This is a genomic window from Sulfitobacter sp. 1A12779, from assembly GCF_043557315.1.
GTDB lineage: Bacteria > Pseudomonadota > Alphaproteobacteria > Rhodobacterales > Rhodobacteraceae > Sulfitobacter > Sulfitobacter faviae.
Genome location: NZ_JBIFFU010000014.1, coordinates 38,633 through 52,563, shown reverse-complemented (window position 1 = coordinate 52,563; position 13,931 = coordinate 38,633). Strand labels below are relative to the sequence as shown.

The 13,931-nt window shown below is 62.3% G+C and carries 13 protein-coding genes, 1 pseudogene and 1 riboswitch; of the genes and pseudogenes, 6 read left to right on the top strand and 8 right to left on the bottom strand.

The window, feature by feature from the left end:
* The first annotated feature begins 3 nt into the window (after positions 1-3).
* A riboswitch (SAM-SAH riboswitch) is annotated at positions 4-52 on the top strand.
* 4 nt (positions 53-56) lie between these two features.
* A complete protein-coding gene (gene metK / locus ACGYLQ_RS15225; RefSeq protein ID WP_394443674.1) occupies positions 57-1,238 on the top strand; it encodes a methionine adenosyltransferase in 1,182 nt (393 codons plus the stop codon).
* A gap of 45 nt (positions 1,239-1,283) precedes the next feature.
* Here metK and ACGYLQ_RS15220 read toward each other — a convergent pair whose 3' ends face one another.
* The 4 genes from ACGYLQ_RS15220 to trmB all read right to left on the bottom strand — a co-directional run bounded on the left by ACGYLQ_RS15220 (position 1,284) and on the right by trmB (position 4,567).
* Positions 1,284-1,910 carry a (d)CMP kinase gene (locus ACGYLQ_RS15220; protein WP_394443673.1) on the bottom strand — a complete coding sequence of 209 codons (627 nt, stop codon included), beginning with the start codon at positions 1,908-1,910 and terminating at the stop codon, positions 1,284-1,286.
* On the bottom strand, positions 1,907-2,410 hold the full coding sequence (locus tag ACGYLQ_RS15215; protein ID WP_394443672.1) for a hypothetical protein: 504 nt from the start codon (positions 2,408-2,410) through the stop codon (positions 1,907-1,909). The genes ACGYLQ_RS15220 and ACGYLQ_RS15215 overlap by 4 nt, the downstream gene beginning before the upstream one ends.
* On the bottom strand, positions 2,407-3,759 hold the full coding sequence (gene aroA, locus ACGYLQ_RS15210) for a 3-phosphoshikimate 1-carboxyvinyltransferase (RefSeq protein ID WP_394443671.1): 1,353 nt from the start codon (positions 3,757-3,759) through the stop codon (positions 2,407-2,409). Before aroA ends, ACGYLQ_RS15215 begins: the two co-directional genes overlap by 4 nt.
* A gap of 106 nt (positions 3,760-3,865) precedes the next feature.
* A complete protein-coding gene (gene trmB, locus ACGYLQ_RS15205; protein WP_394443670.1) occupies positions 3,866-4,567 on the bottom strand; it encodes a tRNA (guanosine(46)-N7)-methyltransferase TrmB in 702 nt (233 codons plus the stop codon).
* A 130-nt stretch (positions 4,568-4,697) separates the two neighbouring features.
* Between trmB and ACGYLQ_RS15200 the strand changes: the two genes are divergently transcribed.
* The 5 genes and pseudogenes from ACGYLQ_RS15200 (at position 4,698) to ACGYLQ_RS15180 (ending at position 9,118) form a co-directional block, all read left to right on the top strand.
* Positions 4,698-5,450 carry a response regulator gene (locus tag ACGYLQ_RS15200; protein WP_394443669.1) on the top strand — a complete coding sequence of 251 codons (753 nt, stop codon included), beginning with the start codon at positions 4,698-4,700 and terminating at the stop codon, positions 5,448-5,450.
* 397 nt (positions 5,451-5,847) lie between these two features.
* A pseudogene (gene rpsA / locus ACGYLQ_RS15195) lies at positions 5,848-7,542 on the top strand (30S ribosomal protein S1); the annotation flags it as partial.
* Positions 7,543-7,826: 284 nt separating this feature from the next.
* Positions 7,827-8,111, top strand: coding sequence for an integration host factor subunit beta (ihfB, locus tag ACGYLQ_RS15190; RefSeq protein ID WP_067261426.1), 285 nt, complete (start codon positions 7,827-7,829; stop codon positions 8,109-8,111).
* Positions 8,111-8,461, top strand: a complete 351-nt coding sequence (locus ACGYLQ_RS15185) for a lipopolysaccharide assembly protein LapA domain-containing protein (RefSeq protein WP_394443668.1) — start codon at positions 8,111-8,113, stop codon at positions 8,459-8,461. Before ihfB ends, ACGYLQ_RS15185 begins: the two co-directional genes overlap by 1 nt.
* A gap of 9 nt (positions 8,462-8,470) precedes the next feature.
* Positions 8,471-9,118: a phosphoribosylanthranilate isomerase gene (locus ACGYLQ_RS15180; RefSeq protein ID WP_394443667.1), complete on the top strand. Its 648-nt coding sequence runs from the start codon at positions 8,471-8,473 to the stop codon at positions 9,116-9,118.
* Between the two features lie 75 nt (positions 9,119-9,193).
* Here the strand turns inward: ACGYLQ_RS15180 and ACGYLQ_RS15175 are convergent, their stop codons facing one another.
* Genes ACGYLQ_RS15175 through ACGYLQ_RS15160 form a run of 4 tightly spaced genes read right to left on the bottom strand, consistent with a single transcriptional unit; the run spans position 9,194 to position 13,921 of the window.
* Positions 9,194-10,690 carry a phosphomannomutase/phosphoglucomutase gene (locus ACGYLQ_RS15175; protein WP_394443666.1) on the bottom strand — a complete coding sequence of 499 codons (1,497 nt, stop codon included), beginning with the start codon at positions 10,688-10,690 and terminating at the stop codon, positions 9,194-9,196.
* A 27-nt stretch (positions 10,691-10,717) separates the two neighbouring features.
* A complete protein-coding gene (gene kdsA, locus ACGYLQ_RS15170) occupies positions 10,718-11,551 on the bottom strand; it encodes a 3-deoxy-8-phosphooctulonate synthase (RefSeq protein ID WP_394443665.1) in 834 nt (277 codons plus the stop codon).
* Positions 11,548-13,284: a capsule biosynthesis protein gene (locus ACGYLQ_RS15165; protein WP_394443664.1), complete on the bottom strand. Its 1,737-nt coding sequence runs from the start codon at positions 13,282-13,284 to the stop codon at positions 11,548-11,550. Before ACGYLQ_RS15165 ends, kdsA begins: the two co-directional genes overlap by 4 nt.
* On the bottom strand, positions 13,262-13,921 hold the full coding sequence (locus tag ACGYLQ_RS15160) for an ABC transporter ATP-binding protein (protein ID WP_067261436.1): 660 nt from the start codon (positions 13,919-13,921) through the stop codon (positions 13,262-13,264). Before ACGYLQ_RS15160 ends, ACGYLQ_RS15165 begins: the two co-directional genes overlap by 23 nt.
* Between the last annotated feature and the right edge of the window lie 10 nt (positions 13,922-13,931).

Here is a 13,931-nt window from a genome sequence, read left to right as displayed (position 1 = left end):
GGGAGAGCACCACAACGGCTTCCTGACGTGGTGCGTAATTTTTATTGGAGCACTACATGTCCCGTCAGAACTATACTTTCACTTCGGAATCCGTTTCCGAGGGGCACCCGGATAAGGTCTGCGACCGAATTTCCGATGCCATCCTCGACGCTTTCATCAGCGAGGAACCCGAAGCGCGGGTCGCCGCCGAAACCTTTGCCACCACCAACCGCGTCGTGATCGGGGGCGAGGTCGGGCTGGCCAACAAGACCAAGCTTGATGAATATCTGGCGGGTGTCGAGGATATCGCCCGCGCCTGCATCAAAGACATCGGTTACGAGCAGGACGAGTTCCACCACGCGACATGTGAGATCACCAATCTGCTGCACCCGCAGTCGGCGCATATCGCCCAAGGCGTCGATGCCGCCGATGGCAAGGAAGAGGGCGCAGGCGATCAGGGCATCATGTTCGGTTTCGCCACCGACGAGACGCCCGAGTTGATGCCCGCCCCGATCCATTACGCCCATGCGATCCTGCGCCGTCTGGCCGAGGTGCGCAAAGACGGGACCGAGCCGACCCTGCGGCCCGATGCGAAAAGCCAACTCTCGGTGCGTTACGAGAACGGCAAACCGGTGGGCGTAAGCTCCATCGTGCTGTCGACCCAGCATGAGAGCGAAAGCCAGACCAGCGCCGATATCCGCGAGATCGTGGAGCCCTATATCCGAGAGGTTCTGCCCGAGGGGTGGATCAATGCCGACACCGTTTGGCATGTGAACCCCACCGGCGTCTTCGTGATCGGCGGGCCGGATGGCGACGCGGGCCTCACGGGCCGCAAGATCATCGTCGACACCTATGGCGGGGCCGCACCGCATGGCGGCGGCGCGTTTTCGGGCAAAGACCCAACCAAGGTCGACCGTTCGGCGGCCTATGTGGCGCGCTATCTGGCCAAAAACGTCGTGGCGGCGGGGCTGGCGAACAAATGCACCATCCAGCTGAGCTATGCGATTGGGGTAAGCGAGCCGCTGTCGATCTATTGCGACACCCATGGCACCGGTGACGTGCATGACGCGGCAATCGAAAAAGCGATCCGTCAGATCATTGACCTGACCCCGCGCGGCATTCGTGAGCATCTGCAGTTGAACAAGCCGATCTACCAGCGCACGGCGGCCTATGGCCACTTTGGCCGCGCGCCCGACGCGGATGGCGGTTTCAGCTGGGAACGCCGCGATCTGGTCGATCAGTTGAAAGCGGCTGTGTAAGTATTGAGGGGGTGGGCGACAGCGCCCCCCCTTTCGCGGCGGAGGTCAGCCCCGTTTCGCCTCGACCAAGGCCACGGCGGCGGCCACCGCATCTTCGATCGCCATTTCCGTCGTGTCGATCTGTTTCGCATCCTCGGCGGGTTTCAGCGGCGCTTGGTCCCGGCTCATGTCGCGCAGATCGCGCTGGCGCACGTCTTCCAACACATCTTCATAGCTGGTCTCGATCCCCTTGCCCGACAGTTCGGCGAAACGGCGCTGTGCGCGCACTTCGGGGCTGGCGGTGATGAAGAGTTTGACCGGCGCGTCGGGGCAGATCACCGTGCCGATGTCCCGCCCGTCAAGCACCGCACCCCCCGCGCGGGTGGCAAAGCTGCGCTGGAACCGAACGAGGGCGGCACGCACCGCGGGGATCACCGCCACTTTGCTGGCCTCTTGGGCAACCTCGGGGCTGCGCAGAGTAGGGTCTTCCAGATCGACGGGGGCGAGGGTCCGGGCCGCTTCTTCCGGGTCCATCCCGGTGAGGGTTTTGGCCGCGACCGCGCGGTACAAAAGCCCGGTGTCGAGATGCGCAAAGCCGAAATGCGCCGCCACGGCCTTGGCCACGGTGCCCTTGCCCGCCGCGGCGGGGCCGTCGATGGCAACGGTGATGCCGTTGGTTTTGTTGTCCGTCATTGCAAATTCCTTTTGTTCCGGGCCCGCAGGCCAAGCAGCAGGGCCGCCGTGAAACAGCCCGCCAGTATCACCCATTTCGCCTTTGTGAACAGGCTCGCCGTTGCGACGGCCTGTGCGGTGATCCGGTCCGGTCCCAATTCGACCAGCCGCCCGATCAGCATGTTTTCGGTGTAATCCGCCCCCAGATACAGCGCCACGGCCAGCGTCAGCCCCAGCCGCAGCCCGCCCGATGACCAGCGCCGGAACCAAAGCAGCAGGGCCAGCGCCAAAAGGGCGGGGAAGGCGGTGTCGGCCAGCCGGAACTGGCCGAGATACAGCGCCGTCTGCGCGGGGCTAAGTGCTGACAGATAGGCGCGCACCTCGGGCAGATCATAGCCCAGAAGCCGCCCGTCCAAGACGCCCATGCCCGCCGCGCGCAGATGTGTCTCGGCAAAACCCGCAAGGGCTGCAAAGGCCAGTGCAGCGCAGAGGCTGAGCCAGATCAGCCGGTCGCCTGTCACGCAGGCAGCCGCTCGACCTGCGCGCCCAAGGAGGCCATCAGCGGCTCGAAAATTGGGAAGGAGGTGGCGATGGGGCCGCCGTCATCCACCTGCACCGGCTGTTGTGCGACCATGCCAAGGATCAGGAACGACATGGCGATACGGTGGTCGAGATGGCTTTGGCAGGTCGCACCGCCGGGGATATTGCCGTGGCCCAGCCCTTTGACGGTCCACCAATCCGGCCCGTCTTCGACCGCGACCCCATTGGCGCGCAGCCCGCTGGCCATGGCCTCGATCCGGTCGCTTTCCTTGACGCGGAGTTCCTTGACGCCGCGCATCACGGTCTCGCCCGTCGCACAGGCCGCCACGACCGAGAGCACGGGGTATTCGTCGATCATGCTCGCCGCACGTTCGGGCGGCACTTCGATCCCCTTGAGGTTGGGCGAGAACTTTGCGCGCAGGTCGGCCACAGGCTCGCCGCCCTCGGTACGTTCGTTTTCATACGTCAGGTCCGCGCCCATCTCGCGCAGGGTGGTGAACAGCCCCGCCCGCGTGGGGTTCAACCCGATGCCCGGCACCAGCACGTCCGAGCCGGGCACGATCAGCGCGGCGCAAACGGGGAAGGCGGCGGAGGAGGGGTCGCGCGGCACGTCGATATGCTGGGGCTTCAACTCGGGCTGGCCGGTCAGGGTGATGACGCGGCCCTCGTCAGTCTCTTCAACCGTGATCTCGGCACCAAAGCCCGCCAGCATCCGCTCGGTATGGTCGCGGGTGGCCTCGGCCTCGATCACCACGGTTTTGCCCGGCGCATTCAGTCCTGCCAGCAGCACAGCGGATTTCACCTGCGCCGAGGGCACGGGCACGGTGTAGCGCACCGGCACAGGCTCGGCGGCACCCACGAGCGTCATCGGCAGGCGGCCCCCGGCGCGGCCCACCGATTGCGTGCCGAACAGCGCCAGCGGATCGGTCACCCGCGCCATGGGGCGGCTGTTGAGGCTGGCATCGCCCGTGAAGGTAACCGAGATCGGAGAGGTCGCCATCGCCCCCATCAACAGCCGCACGCCGGTGCCGGAATTGCCGCAGTCGATCACATTGTCCGGCTCGGCAAAGCCGCCGACGCCCACGCCGTGCACTGAGTAAGAGCCGCCGCCGTGGTCGAGCATCTCGGCCCCGAAAGCGCGCATGGCTTTGGCGGTGTCGAGCACGTCTTGCCCTTCCAAAAGCCCGGTGATCGTGGTCTCGCCCACGGCCATTGCGCCAAGGATCAGGCTACGGTGCGAGATCGACTTGTCGCCGGGCACTTCGGCGGTGCCGCTAAGCGGCCCGCAGGCGCGCGATGACATGGGAATGGGGCTGCCGTGACTGGACATGAGGTACCTCTGATCTGCTCAAGGTTCCTATTATCGCAGGCGGGCGGCAGCGTCCATCGCCGCGCGTGCGATGGATTGTAAACGGGGTGGTGTCAGACGCAAATACTTAGCGTTTGCGGAAGGTCAGGTAATGCGGGGGGCGCCCTTCGCGCAGCGCCTTTTGCTCATAGCGGGTCGAAATCCAGTCATCCCAAGGTGCGCGCCAATCGTCAGGCCCTTCGGCCAGCCAATCAAACCCATGCTGCGGCACCTGTTCGAGCGTCTGGCGGACGTAATCCTCGATATCCGTCGCCACGCGGAAGATCGCGCCGGGTTTCAACACGCGGGCCAAGGGCTCCAGATGCTCGGGCGTGACAAAACGGCGGCGGTGGTGACGGGTTTTCGGCCAAGGATCGGGATAGAGCAGGAACGCCCGGTCGATGGAGGCTTCGGGCAGCACGTCGAACATATCGCGCACGTCACCGGGATGAATGGCAAGGTTGTCCACGCCCGCGCGCCGGATTTTGCCCAGCAACATGGCGACGCCGTTGATGTAAGGCTCGCAGCCGATGATGCCTACATCGGGGTTCTGCCCGGCCTGATGCACCAGATGCTCACCACCGCCAAAGCCGATTTCCAGCCAGACCTTGCGCCCGCCAAACAGCGTATCGAGGTCGAGGGGCCTACGGTCGGGATTGCTCTCCCAATCGACGGCCCCCGGCGACAACGCGTCGAGGTCTTCGTCGATATAGGTCTTTTGCGACTTCTTCAGCGCTTTGCCTTTGAGGCGACCATAGAAGTTGCGGCGGGGGCGTGTTGTATCACTCATGGCGGCTCATGTAGCGGCCCCGCCGCGCCACCGCAACATTCCTCTGCAAGGCTGGCGGCGAATAGGGGCGGGTTAACGATTTGTTAGGCTCCGTGGGCGTAAATGCCGAGGCAAAGCAGGGGGACGGCTGATGAGCGTGGCAAGGCGCGGAAACGGTGCAGGCAATAGGGCGGATGGCGCGGCTAAACCTGTGGCGGCGGCGCGTATCCTGGTCGTGGATGACCAGCGCTTTGACCGGATGCGGATCAAACGGCTCTGCGGGGGCTTGGACTTTCCGGTTTCTTTGACCGAGGCGGAGAGCCTCGCCGCCCTTGCTCAGCAGTTGGATGAGGGGGCGTTCGACCTGATCTTGCTGGACTACAACCTGCCCGATGGGGATGGCCTGCGCGGCTTGCAGATGATCCGCGCCCACCCGCGCAACGGCGGTGTCGCCACGGTGATGGTCACCGGGACGGAGCAGAGTGACGTCGCGATCGAAGCGCTGCGCGGCGGCTGTAGTGACTATATCGCCAAGGATGAACTGTCGCAAAGCACACTCAGACGCTCTGCCTTTCACGCACTTCACAAGACCGCGCTGCAACTGGGCGTGGCCACGCAGGAGCAAAAACGGTCTGAACTGCAAAGCGTTCTACGGCGGTTCACCGAGGAATGCGCGCAGGATATCAAGCCGATGGTGAATGAAAGCATGCGCGCGCTATGCGCCTTGGACCGGTCGAACCCCGCCGCCGTGGCGGAGGCGTTTGGAAAGGTCGATTACACTTTCTTGCGTCTGTGGGAGTTTGTTGAGGACCTTGCCAGCTATCAAGGCAGTGACCTTGCCGAAGGCGATCTTGCCGATCCGCCGAAACCCGCGCCGGGGCTGGGCGCGGGCTGGAGCGGGTGAGCGGCAGGCTTGCCGCCGCAGAGGCCGTGCAGATCGCTAGGAAAAGGTTGCAGCGCCGCGATGGCCCTGATGCGTTGTGGTCCCCTCTATCCCCGGGCGCGCTACGGAACCCTTGCCCGGCAGAACCCCGCATATCCCCCGGCCAGCACGCCATAGCCCTTGCAGGAGCGTCAAAATTCGCCTATACGCGCCTTGTCTAAGGGGCGGTTACAGCTTCGGACGCGATATAGCGGGCAGGGTCGGTACTAACCGGCCCTCTTTTGTTTGCGTTCGGCTGCGGGTCAACCGCTGTGCTTTTATGTCGGAGCTTCTCTGACAAGATCGGCACGGTGCCACCACAACGACCAATTGCAACTCCAGACCGGCGGAGACAACCGCGCGGCCAGAAACATTTGATAAGGATACGAAAAGCTACATGACCAAAGCAATGGACGAATTCGAAGCGCTTCTTAACGAAAGCTTTGAAATGGACACGCCCCAAGAGGGCACAGTCGTCAAAGGCAAGGTGATCGCTGTCGAAGCGGGCCAAGCCATCATCGACGTCGGCTACAAAATGGAAGGCCGCGTTGAGCTGAAAGAATTTGCTGATCCCGGCGAATCCCCCAAAATCGAAGTTGGCGACGAAGTCGAAGTTTTCCTTCGCCAAGTCGAAAACGCGCGTGGCGAAGCCGTCATCAGCCGCGAAATGGCTCGCCGTGAGGAAGCCTGGGATCGTCTGGAAAAAGCCTATGCCGCAGAAGAGCGTGTCGAAGGCGCGATCTTTGGCCGTGTCAAAGGTGGCTTCACCGTCGACCTCGGCGGCGCAGTTGCATTCCTGCCCGGCTCCCAAGTCGACGTGCGCCCCGTGCGCGACGCAGGCCCGCTCATGGGTCTCAAGCAGCCGTTCCAAATCCTCAAAATGGACCGCCGTCGTGGCAACATCGTGGTATCGCGCCGTGCGATCCTCGAAGAGTCCCGCGCCGAACAGCGTGCCGAAGTCATTGGCAACCTGACCGAAGGTCAGACCGTCGATGGTGTGGTCAAGAACATCACCGAATACGGTGCGTTTGTTGACCTTGGCGGTGTCGACGGCCTGCTGCACGTCACCGACATGGCATGGCGCCGCGTGAACCACCCCTCCGAGATCCTGTCGATCGGCGAGACCATCAAGGTTCAGGTCATCAAGATCAACAAAGAGACCCACCGCATCAGCCTCGGCATGAAGCAGCTGCAGGAAGATCCGTGGGATTTGGTTGGCGCGAAATACCCCCTCGGTTCCGTGCACAGCGGCCGCGTGACCAACATCACCGACTACGGCGCATTCGTCGAGCTGGAGCCCGGTGTCGAAGGTCTGGTTCACGTCTCCGAGATGTCCTGGACCAAGAAGAACGTGCACCCCGGCAAGATCGTGTCCACAAGCCAAGAAGTCGAAGTCATGGTTCTGGAAATCGACAGCGCCAAGCGTCGCGTTTCCCTTGGTCTCAAGCAGACCATGCGCAACCCATGGGAAGTCTTTGCTGAGACTCACCCCGAGGGCACCGAGGTCGAAGGCGAAGTCAAGAACATCACCGAATTCGGTCTGTTCGTTGGCCTGCCCGGCGACATCGACGGTATGGTTCACCTCTCCGACCTCAGCTGGGACCAGCGCGGCGAAGAAGCCATCCAAGACTACCGCAAAGGTGACGTGGTTCAGGCCGTTGTCTCCGAAGTGGACGTTGAGAAAGAGCGCATCTCGCTTTCGATCAAGAACGTCGGCGGTGACAAGTTCGCCGAAGCCGTGGGCGGCGTGAAGCGCGGCTCGATCGTGACCGTGACCGTGACCTCCATCGAAGATGGCGGCATCGAAGTCGAATACGAAGGCATGAAGAGCTTCATCCGTCGTTCCGACCTCAGCCGTGACCGTGCCGAACAGCGCCCCGAGCGTTTCTCGGTCGGTGACAAGGTCGACGTGCGTATCACCAACGTTGACGCGAAAGCACACCGTCTGGGCGTCTCCATCAAGGCACGCGAGATCGCGGAAGAGAAAGAGGCGGTACAGCAGTACGGTTCCTCCGACTCCGGCGCGAGCTTGGGCGACATCCTTGGTGCGGCGCTGAAAGGCGACGACGAGTAAGCATATTCCACGTTGAATATGTAATCTTAGCGAAGGCCCCGCATGGCGACATGCGGGGCCTTTTGCTGTTCTGGGGGCCGGGTCGAATCGCGACGCGGGTTTTGGCCCTTATGCCCAATCCCTACGCGCCATGGTCTTCAGCGGGGGCAGGCGGCGGAAAAGGGCCGAAATAACAGAGGTTTCGCTGCGAAAAATCTATCGCGGCGCTGGTGGAACACCTTCCCGTGTGGGGCGTTATTTCCTATAGTCGGGTAAGACATCAATAAATTCTCGGGGGACGTGCCATGATCCGGTCGGAACTGATCCAGAAGATCGCTGACGACAATCCGCATCTTTATCAACGTGATGTTGAGCGGATCGTAAACACGGTCTTTGATGAGATCACGGGCGCCATGGCGCGTGGGGACCGGGTCGAATTGCGCGGCTTCGGTGCATTTTCCGTTAAGAAACGCGATGCCCGTGTGGGGCGCAACCCGCGCACCGGTGAGACGGTGAATGTCGAAGAAAAGCATGTGCCCTTCTTCAAGACGGGCAAGCTCTTGCGTGACCGGCTGAACGGGAAAAGCTGATGCGTTACATTCGTTATGCCTGCATCGCGCTTTTCGCGATTGCGCTGGTTTCCGTTGCTCTGGCGAACCGGAATATCGTGACACTTCAAGTGCTTCCGAGCGAGATTTCAGGTTGGTTTGCCGTGAACCCTTCTATCGAACTGCCGCTCTTTATCGTGATCCTTGGCGGGATCATCGTAGGGCTTTTGGTGGGCTTTGTTTGGGAGTGGATCCGCGAACATGGCCACCGGGCCGAACTGGCGCGGCAGGCACGCGAGCGACGTCGGTTGGAGCGTGAGGTGATCCGCCTCAAGGAAGAGAAGCATCAGGGCAAGGATGAGGTGCTGGCGCTGCTCGACGAAGCAGGCTAAACCCCAGCCATGCCTGAGAACGTTAACGTAAAAATCTGCGGCCTGACCGACCCCGCTGATGTGCCCGCCGCCCTTCTGGCGGGCGCACGGACGCTGGGGTTCGTCTTTTTCGAGAAATCCCCGCGCCATCTATCGCTTGAGGCGGCGGCGCATATGACCGAGGCAGTGCCTGATGGCATTTGCAAAGTCGCGCTGACCGTTAATGCCGACAATGCGGCGCTGGATGCGCTGCTGGCCGCGGTGCCCTTTCTGGACATGCTACAGCTGCACGGCAGCGAAAGCCCGGCGCGGGTGGCCGAGGTCAAAGCGCGCTATGGGCTGCCGGTGATGAAGGCCGTCGGCGTGGCCGATCGCGATGATTTGGCGCTGCTGAACGACTATGTCACCGTCGCGGATCAGCTTTTGGTCGATGCCAAACCGCCCAAGGACGCGGTGCTGCCGGGGGGTAACGGGCTGGCCTTTGATTGGCGGCTGATCGCGGGGCGGCGCTGGCCGAAGCCTTGGATGCTCGCCGGGGGGCTGAACGCTGAGAATGTGGGGGAGGCGATTGCCCTCACCGGGGCGCGGCAGGTCGATGTCTCTTCGGGTGTCGAGAGCGCGCCGGGGGTGAAGGATGCCGAGCGCATTCGCGCCTTCTGTGAAGCGGCGCTGAAGTAAGCTCTTTTAGTTCAAAGAAGAAAGGCCCGGTGGCGATGCCCCGGGCCTTTGTCGTTCTGGTGCCGTAACTGGCGATCAGATCGATTGATCGTAATCGCCCACGCCCGGCTCTGTGCGGATCACCGCATCGATATCGGCGAAGATCGCGCGCATTTCGGCGTCAGATTCGGGGCTTTCGCAGACCACGACGAGGTTCGGCGTGTTGGAGGAGGCCCGCACAAGGCCCCAGCCGCCGTTGTCGAGCATGACGCGTGCGCCGTTGACTGTAATGACCTCGGCAATCGCGCGACCGCCAATCTTGTCCCCGGCATCGGCCTTGGCGGTGAGCTTCTCCACGATCCGGTCGAGGATGTCGTATTTCTCGGTGTCCGAGGCATAGGGCGACATGGTGGGCGTCGAATAGGTCTGGGGCAGGGCGCGGCGCAGGTCCGACATGGATTTGTCGGGGTTGCGGTCCATCAGCTTGCAGATTTCCACCGCGACGCGCATGCCGCAGTCATAGCCCCGGCCAATCGGCTCGGCCAAGAAATAGTGGCCGGATTTTTCGAACCCCGCCAGCGCGCCCAGTTCTTTGACACGGCGTTTCATGTGGCTGTGGCCGGTTTTCCAGTAGTCCGCCTTGGCCCCGTTCTTTTGCAACTCAGGGTCCGAGGCGAAGAGCCCGGTGGATTTCACATCCGCGACGAAAGTGCTGTTTGGGTGCAGTTTGGCCAGATCGCGGGCCATGATGACGCCCATCTTGTCGGCGAAGATCTCTTCGCCCTCGTCATCCACCACGCCGCAGCGATCGCCGTCTCCGTCGAAACCAAGCGCCAGATCAGCGCCGGAGGCGCGGACGCTGTCGGCCATGTCGTGCAGCATCTCCATGGCTTCGGGGTTCGGGTTGTAATGGGGGAAGGTGTAGTCGAGCGTGTTGTGGCTATCGACGACCTCGACCCCCAAGCGACGGAACAATTCGGGCGCGAAGGCCGATGCGGTGCCATTGCCGGTGGCGCAGACGACCTTCAGTTTGCGGGTCATTTTGAAGTCACCGACAAGGTCATCCAGATAGGCTTCGCGCACGCCGTCGACGAACTCATAACCCCCGCCCGGACGCCGTTCGCCGCGGCCATTCAGGACGATGTCGCGCAGCTCGGCCATCTCGTCCGGGCCGTGGGTGAGGGGGCGCTGAAAGCCCATTTTGACGCCGGTCCAGCCGTTCGGGTTGTGGCTCGCCGTGACCATGGCAACGGCGGGGGCATCGAGGTGGAACTGGGCGAAATAGGCCATTGGGGAAAGCGCCGGGCCGATATCCTTGACCGTAATCCCGGCCTGCATCAGCCCCAGCATCAGCGCGTTTTTGATCGAGAGCGAATAGTCGCGATAGTCATTGCCCACGGCGATGACAGGCTCAATCCCACGCGCATGCATCTGTGTGCCAAGACCGAGGCCGAGCGCGGTGATGCCGGGCAGATTGATATCGTCGGGGTATTTCCAACGCGCGTCATATTCGCGAAAACCTGTGGGGGTGATCATCGCATCACGCAGAAACTCCCAAGTGTTCGGGGTCACGGTGGAGGCCGGTTTGCTCACGTCAAATACTCGCTTTTTAAGTTAAATTTAGAAAGTCAGCGGATGGCTTTTGGCCAGCGCGTCGAATTGCATCAGTAGGTTGATCAGCCCCGGCATCTGGTCGAGGTAGATCATATTGGGCCCGTCACTGGGGGCGCGGTCGGGGTCTTCGTGGGTTTCCATAAAGATCGCCGCAACGCCGATGGCGGCAGCACCGCGGGCCATGACAGGGGCAAACTCCCGCTGGCCGCCTGAAGAACCACCCTTGCCGCCGGGCTGGGCGACGGAATGGGTCGCGTCCATTACCACCGGGTAGCCGGTCTGGGCCATCTGCGGCAGGCTGCGCATGTCGGCGACCAGCGTGTTGTAGCCGAAGGTCGTGCCGCGTTCGGTCAGCAGGATATTGCGGTTCCCGGTGCTTTCGATCTTGTCGACGATGTTCTGCATCTCCCAAGGTGCGAGGAACTGACCCTTCTTCACGTTTACCGCCTTTCCCGTCTCCCCGGCGGCGAGCAGCAGGTCGGTCTGGCGGCAGAGGAAGGCGGGGATTTGCAGCACGTCGACCACGTCACCGGCCTGTGCGCATTGCGCCTCATTATGCACATCCGTCAGCACCGGCACGTCATTGGCACGGGCCACGGATTGCAGGACTTGCAGCCCCTTGTCGATGCCCAAACCGCGTTTGCCCGAGAGGGAGGTGCGGTTGGCCTTGTCGTAGCTGCCCTTGAAGATGAACTGCGCGCCTGCGGCGTCACAGGCCTCTTTCAACACCCCCGCGACCATCTGCGCGTGGTCTTCGCTCTCCAACTGGCAGGGGCCAGCGATCACGGTGAGGGGACGATCATTGCCGACGGTCAGATTGCCAATGCGCAGCTGGGTCATGAAGTTACCTGTTCTCTTAGAATGGACGCTGTCAGGGACAACATCAGGTAGATGCCTGCAAAGATAAGGAAAGCCAATATCGTGTTTTCGAACTTGCGGGGGTAGGTCGCCTCGTCCGGGGCCACGGGGTTCACGGCCACGGTGAGGTAGCGGACCTGCCGCCCGGCCTCGGTTCGGGCCTGTTCCATTGCGGTTTGCGCGCTTTGCAGCACCATGTCGGCAGAGGCCAGATCGGCCTGCGCAAGCTGTGCAGCGACCGCCTGTTGCGCCAGCGAGTTTTCGCCTTCGTTGGCGGCGGTCATCCGCTCGCGCAGTTTGGTGAGCTGTTCGCGCAGCCGTCGCACATCACCGCGCGCGCCATCGACCTTGGCTTGGTTCGGGCGCTGGTTGTCGAGCAAGGCGGCGAGTTCGAGTTCTTTTTCGATCAACAGGGTCTCGTAATTGGTGATCTGCGTGCGGATCGAGGCGATCATCGCCTCAGGGTCGACGTTGTTGTCGACCTGCAGTTTGATCAGCGCCTCTTGCGCCGCCCGGCGGTTCTCCAGCGCGGTTTCATAGCCCTCGAGCGCGTCGCGCATCCCGTCTTCGCGCTTTTGCTTGCTCAGGTTGTTCACTCGCTCTTCGGCATAGGTGAGCAGACGTTTCGAGAATTCTTCCGAGACCTCGGGATCGGCGGCGATTACCTCCATCCGGATCACGCCTTCGGTCGGGTCGTAACCGATTTTGACGTTCTTCTTGTATGTCTTATAGGCTTCTTCGTTGCTGGGGTTTTCCGAAAGCCGTTGGATGGCGTCGATCTCAGGGTCGGCGAAATGGGCGCGAAACCCTGCGTCTTCGTCAAGGCGCAGCATCGCGTCTTTCGATTGCAGATAGGCCTGCGTGGCGATGCTGTCGGCGCTATTGGCGAATTGCGTGGGCAGCAGCCCGCCAAAGGGGCTGGAGCCGCCGCCACCTTCGTTCTGAATGATCAGAAACTGGCTTTCGGTGGCATACATCGGTGTGGCGATCTTGTAGAAATAGTAACCCGCGGCGATGGTGGGCAGCATGACGAAAAAGGCCAGCCGGACCAGTAGCATGGCCGCTTTGCGGCGGCGGCGGCGGGTGATGTCGCGCTGAATGTCCGAGATCTCGCGCTGGCGACGCTCGGCGGGGCTGACATCGGTCGAGGGCAGGCCGCGCGGGCCGCGGGGCGTGGTCTGGGGCAGTTGCACCTTTGGGTCGCCGGGCTGGCCGCGGGTGGCGGGCAGGCCGCTGTCCGCCGGATCACCCGGCTGCGGCACCACGAGTTCCAGCATGTTGGACCGCTGAAACGGGTCGATCCCCTTGGCCCGCAAAAGGCGCACCGCGTCGAAATCCGAGGTCGGCGCCAACCCGTGTTTCTGCGCCACGCGGCGCGCCATGCGCAATTGGCGGCCTGTCAGCCCTTCGCGGCGGATCGCGTCGATGTCCTGCTCGGCAGAGACTTCATTGGCGGAAGACACCTCGCCCGAGCGGGCGCTTTCGGAATGGGGCGCTTTGCCGCTGCGCGCAGCATGTTCCAAGGCTTCCTTGCTGTGCGAGGGTTCCACCTCGGTCGCATCGGCGACGGCGCGCAACTTGGCCTTGCGTGCGGCCTTTTCGGCATCGCTTTGGCCCGCCTGCGCCTTCTCGGCGCTGCTCGGCGCGGCGCTGCTGCCCGAGGGGGGCGGCGCCTTGCGGATGCGGAATTTTCTAGCCTTGGGTTTCGTAGTCATAGAGCTGTTTCGCTTCTTCCAAGGTGTCGAACATATGTAGCTTGCCGTCCAAAAGGACAGCGGCGGAGCGGGCAAATTTCTCAAGCGTATGGGCCTGATGCGAGACGATGATGATCGTCGTGGTCCGCAGCCGTTCTTTCAGAATATCACCCGCCTTGCGGTTGAATTCCACGTCTGTCGTGCCGGGCATGCCTTCGTCAATCAGATAGATATCAAAATCCAGCGCCAACATCAGCGCGAAAGAGAAACGCGCCCGCATCCCTGCAGAATAGGTGCCGAGCGGCTGGTCGAAATATTCCCCCAAACCGCAAAGCCAGCGGCAAAAGCTTTCGACGTAATCGGGGTCAAGCCCATAGAGCCGCGCGATATAGCGGGCGTTCTCCATGGCTGAGACTTTATTGACCACCCCGCCCATAAAACCCAATGGGAACGAGATGTTACAGCCGCGCCTGATCTCTCCTTCGTCGGGTTTTTCTAGCCCGGCCATCATGTTGATCAGGGTCGTTTTGCCGGTGCCGTTGGGGGCCAGAATGCCCAAGGAGTTGCCAAGCTCCACGCGAAAAGACACCCGGTCGAGAATGACCTTGTGCTGCGATCCCGTCCAAAAGGACTTGGACACATTTTCAAATTCCAGCATTCGCTGCTCC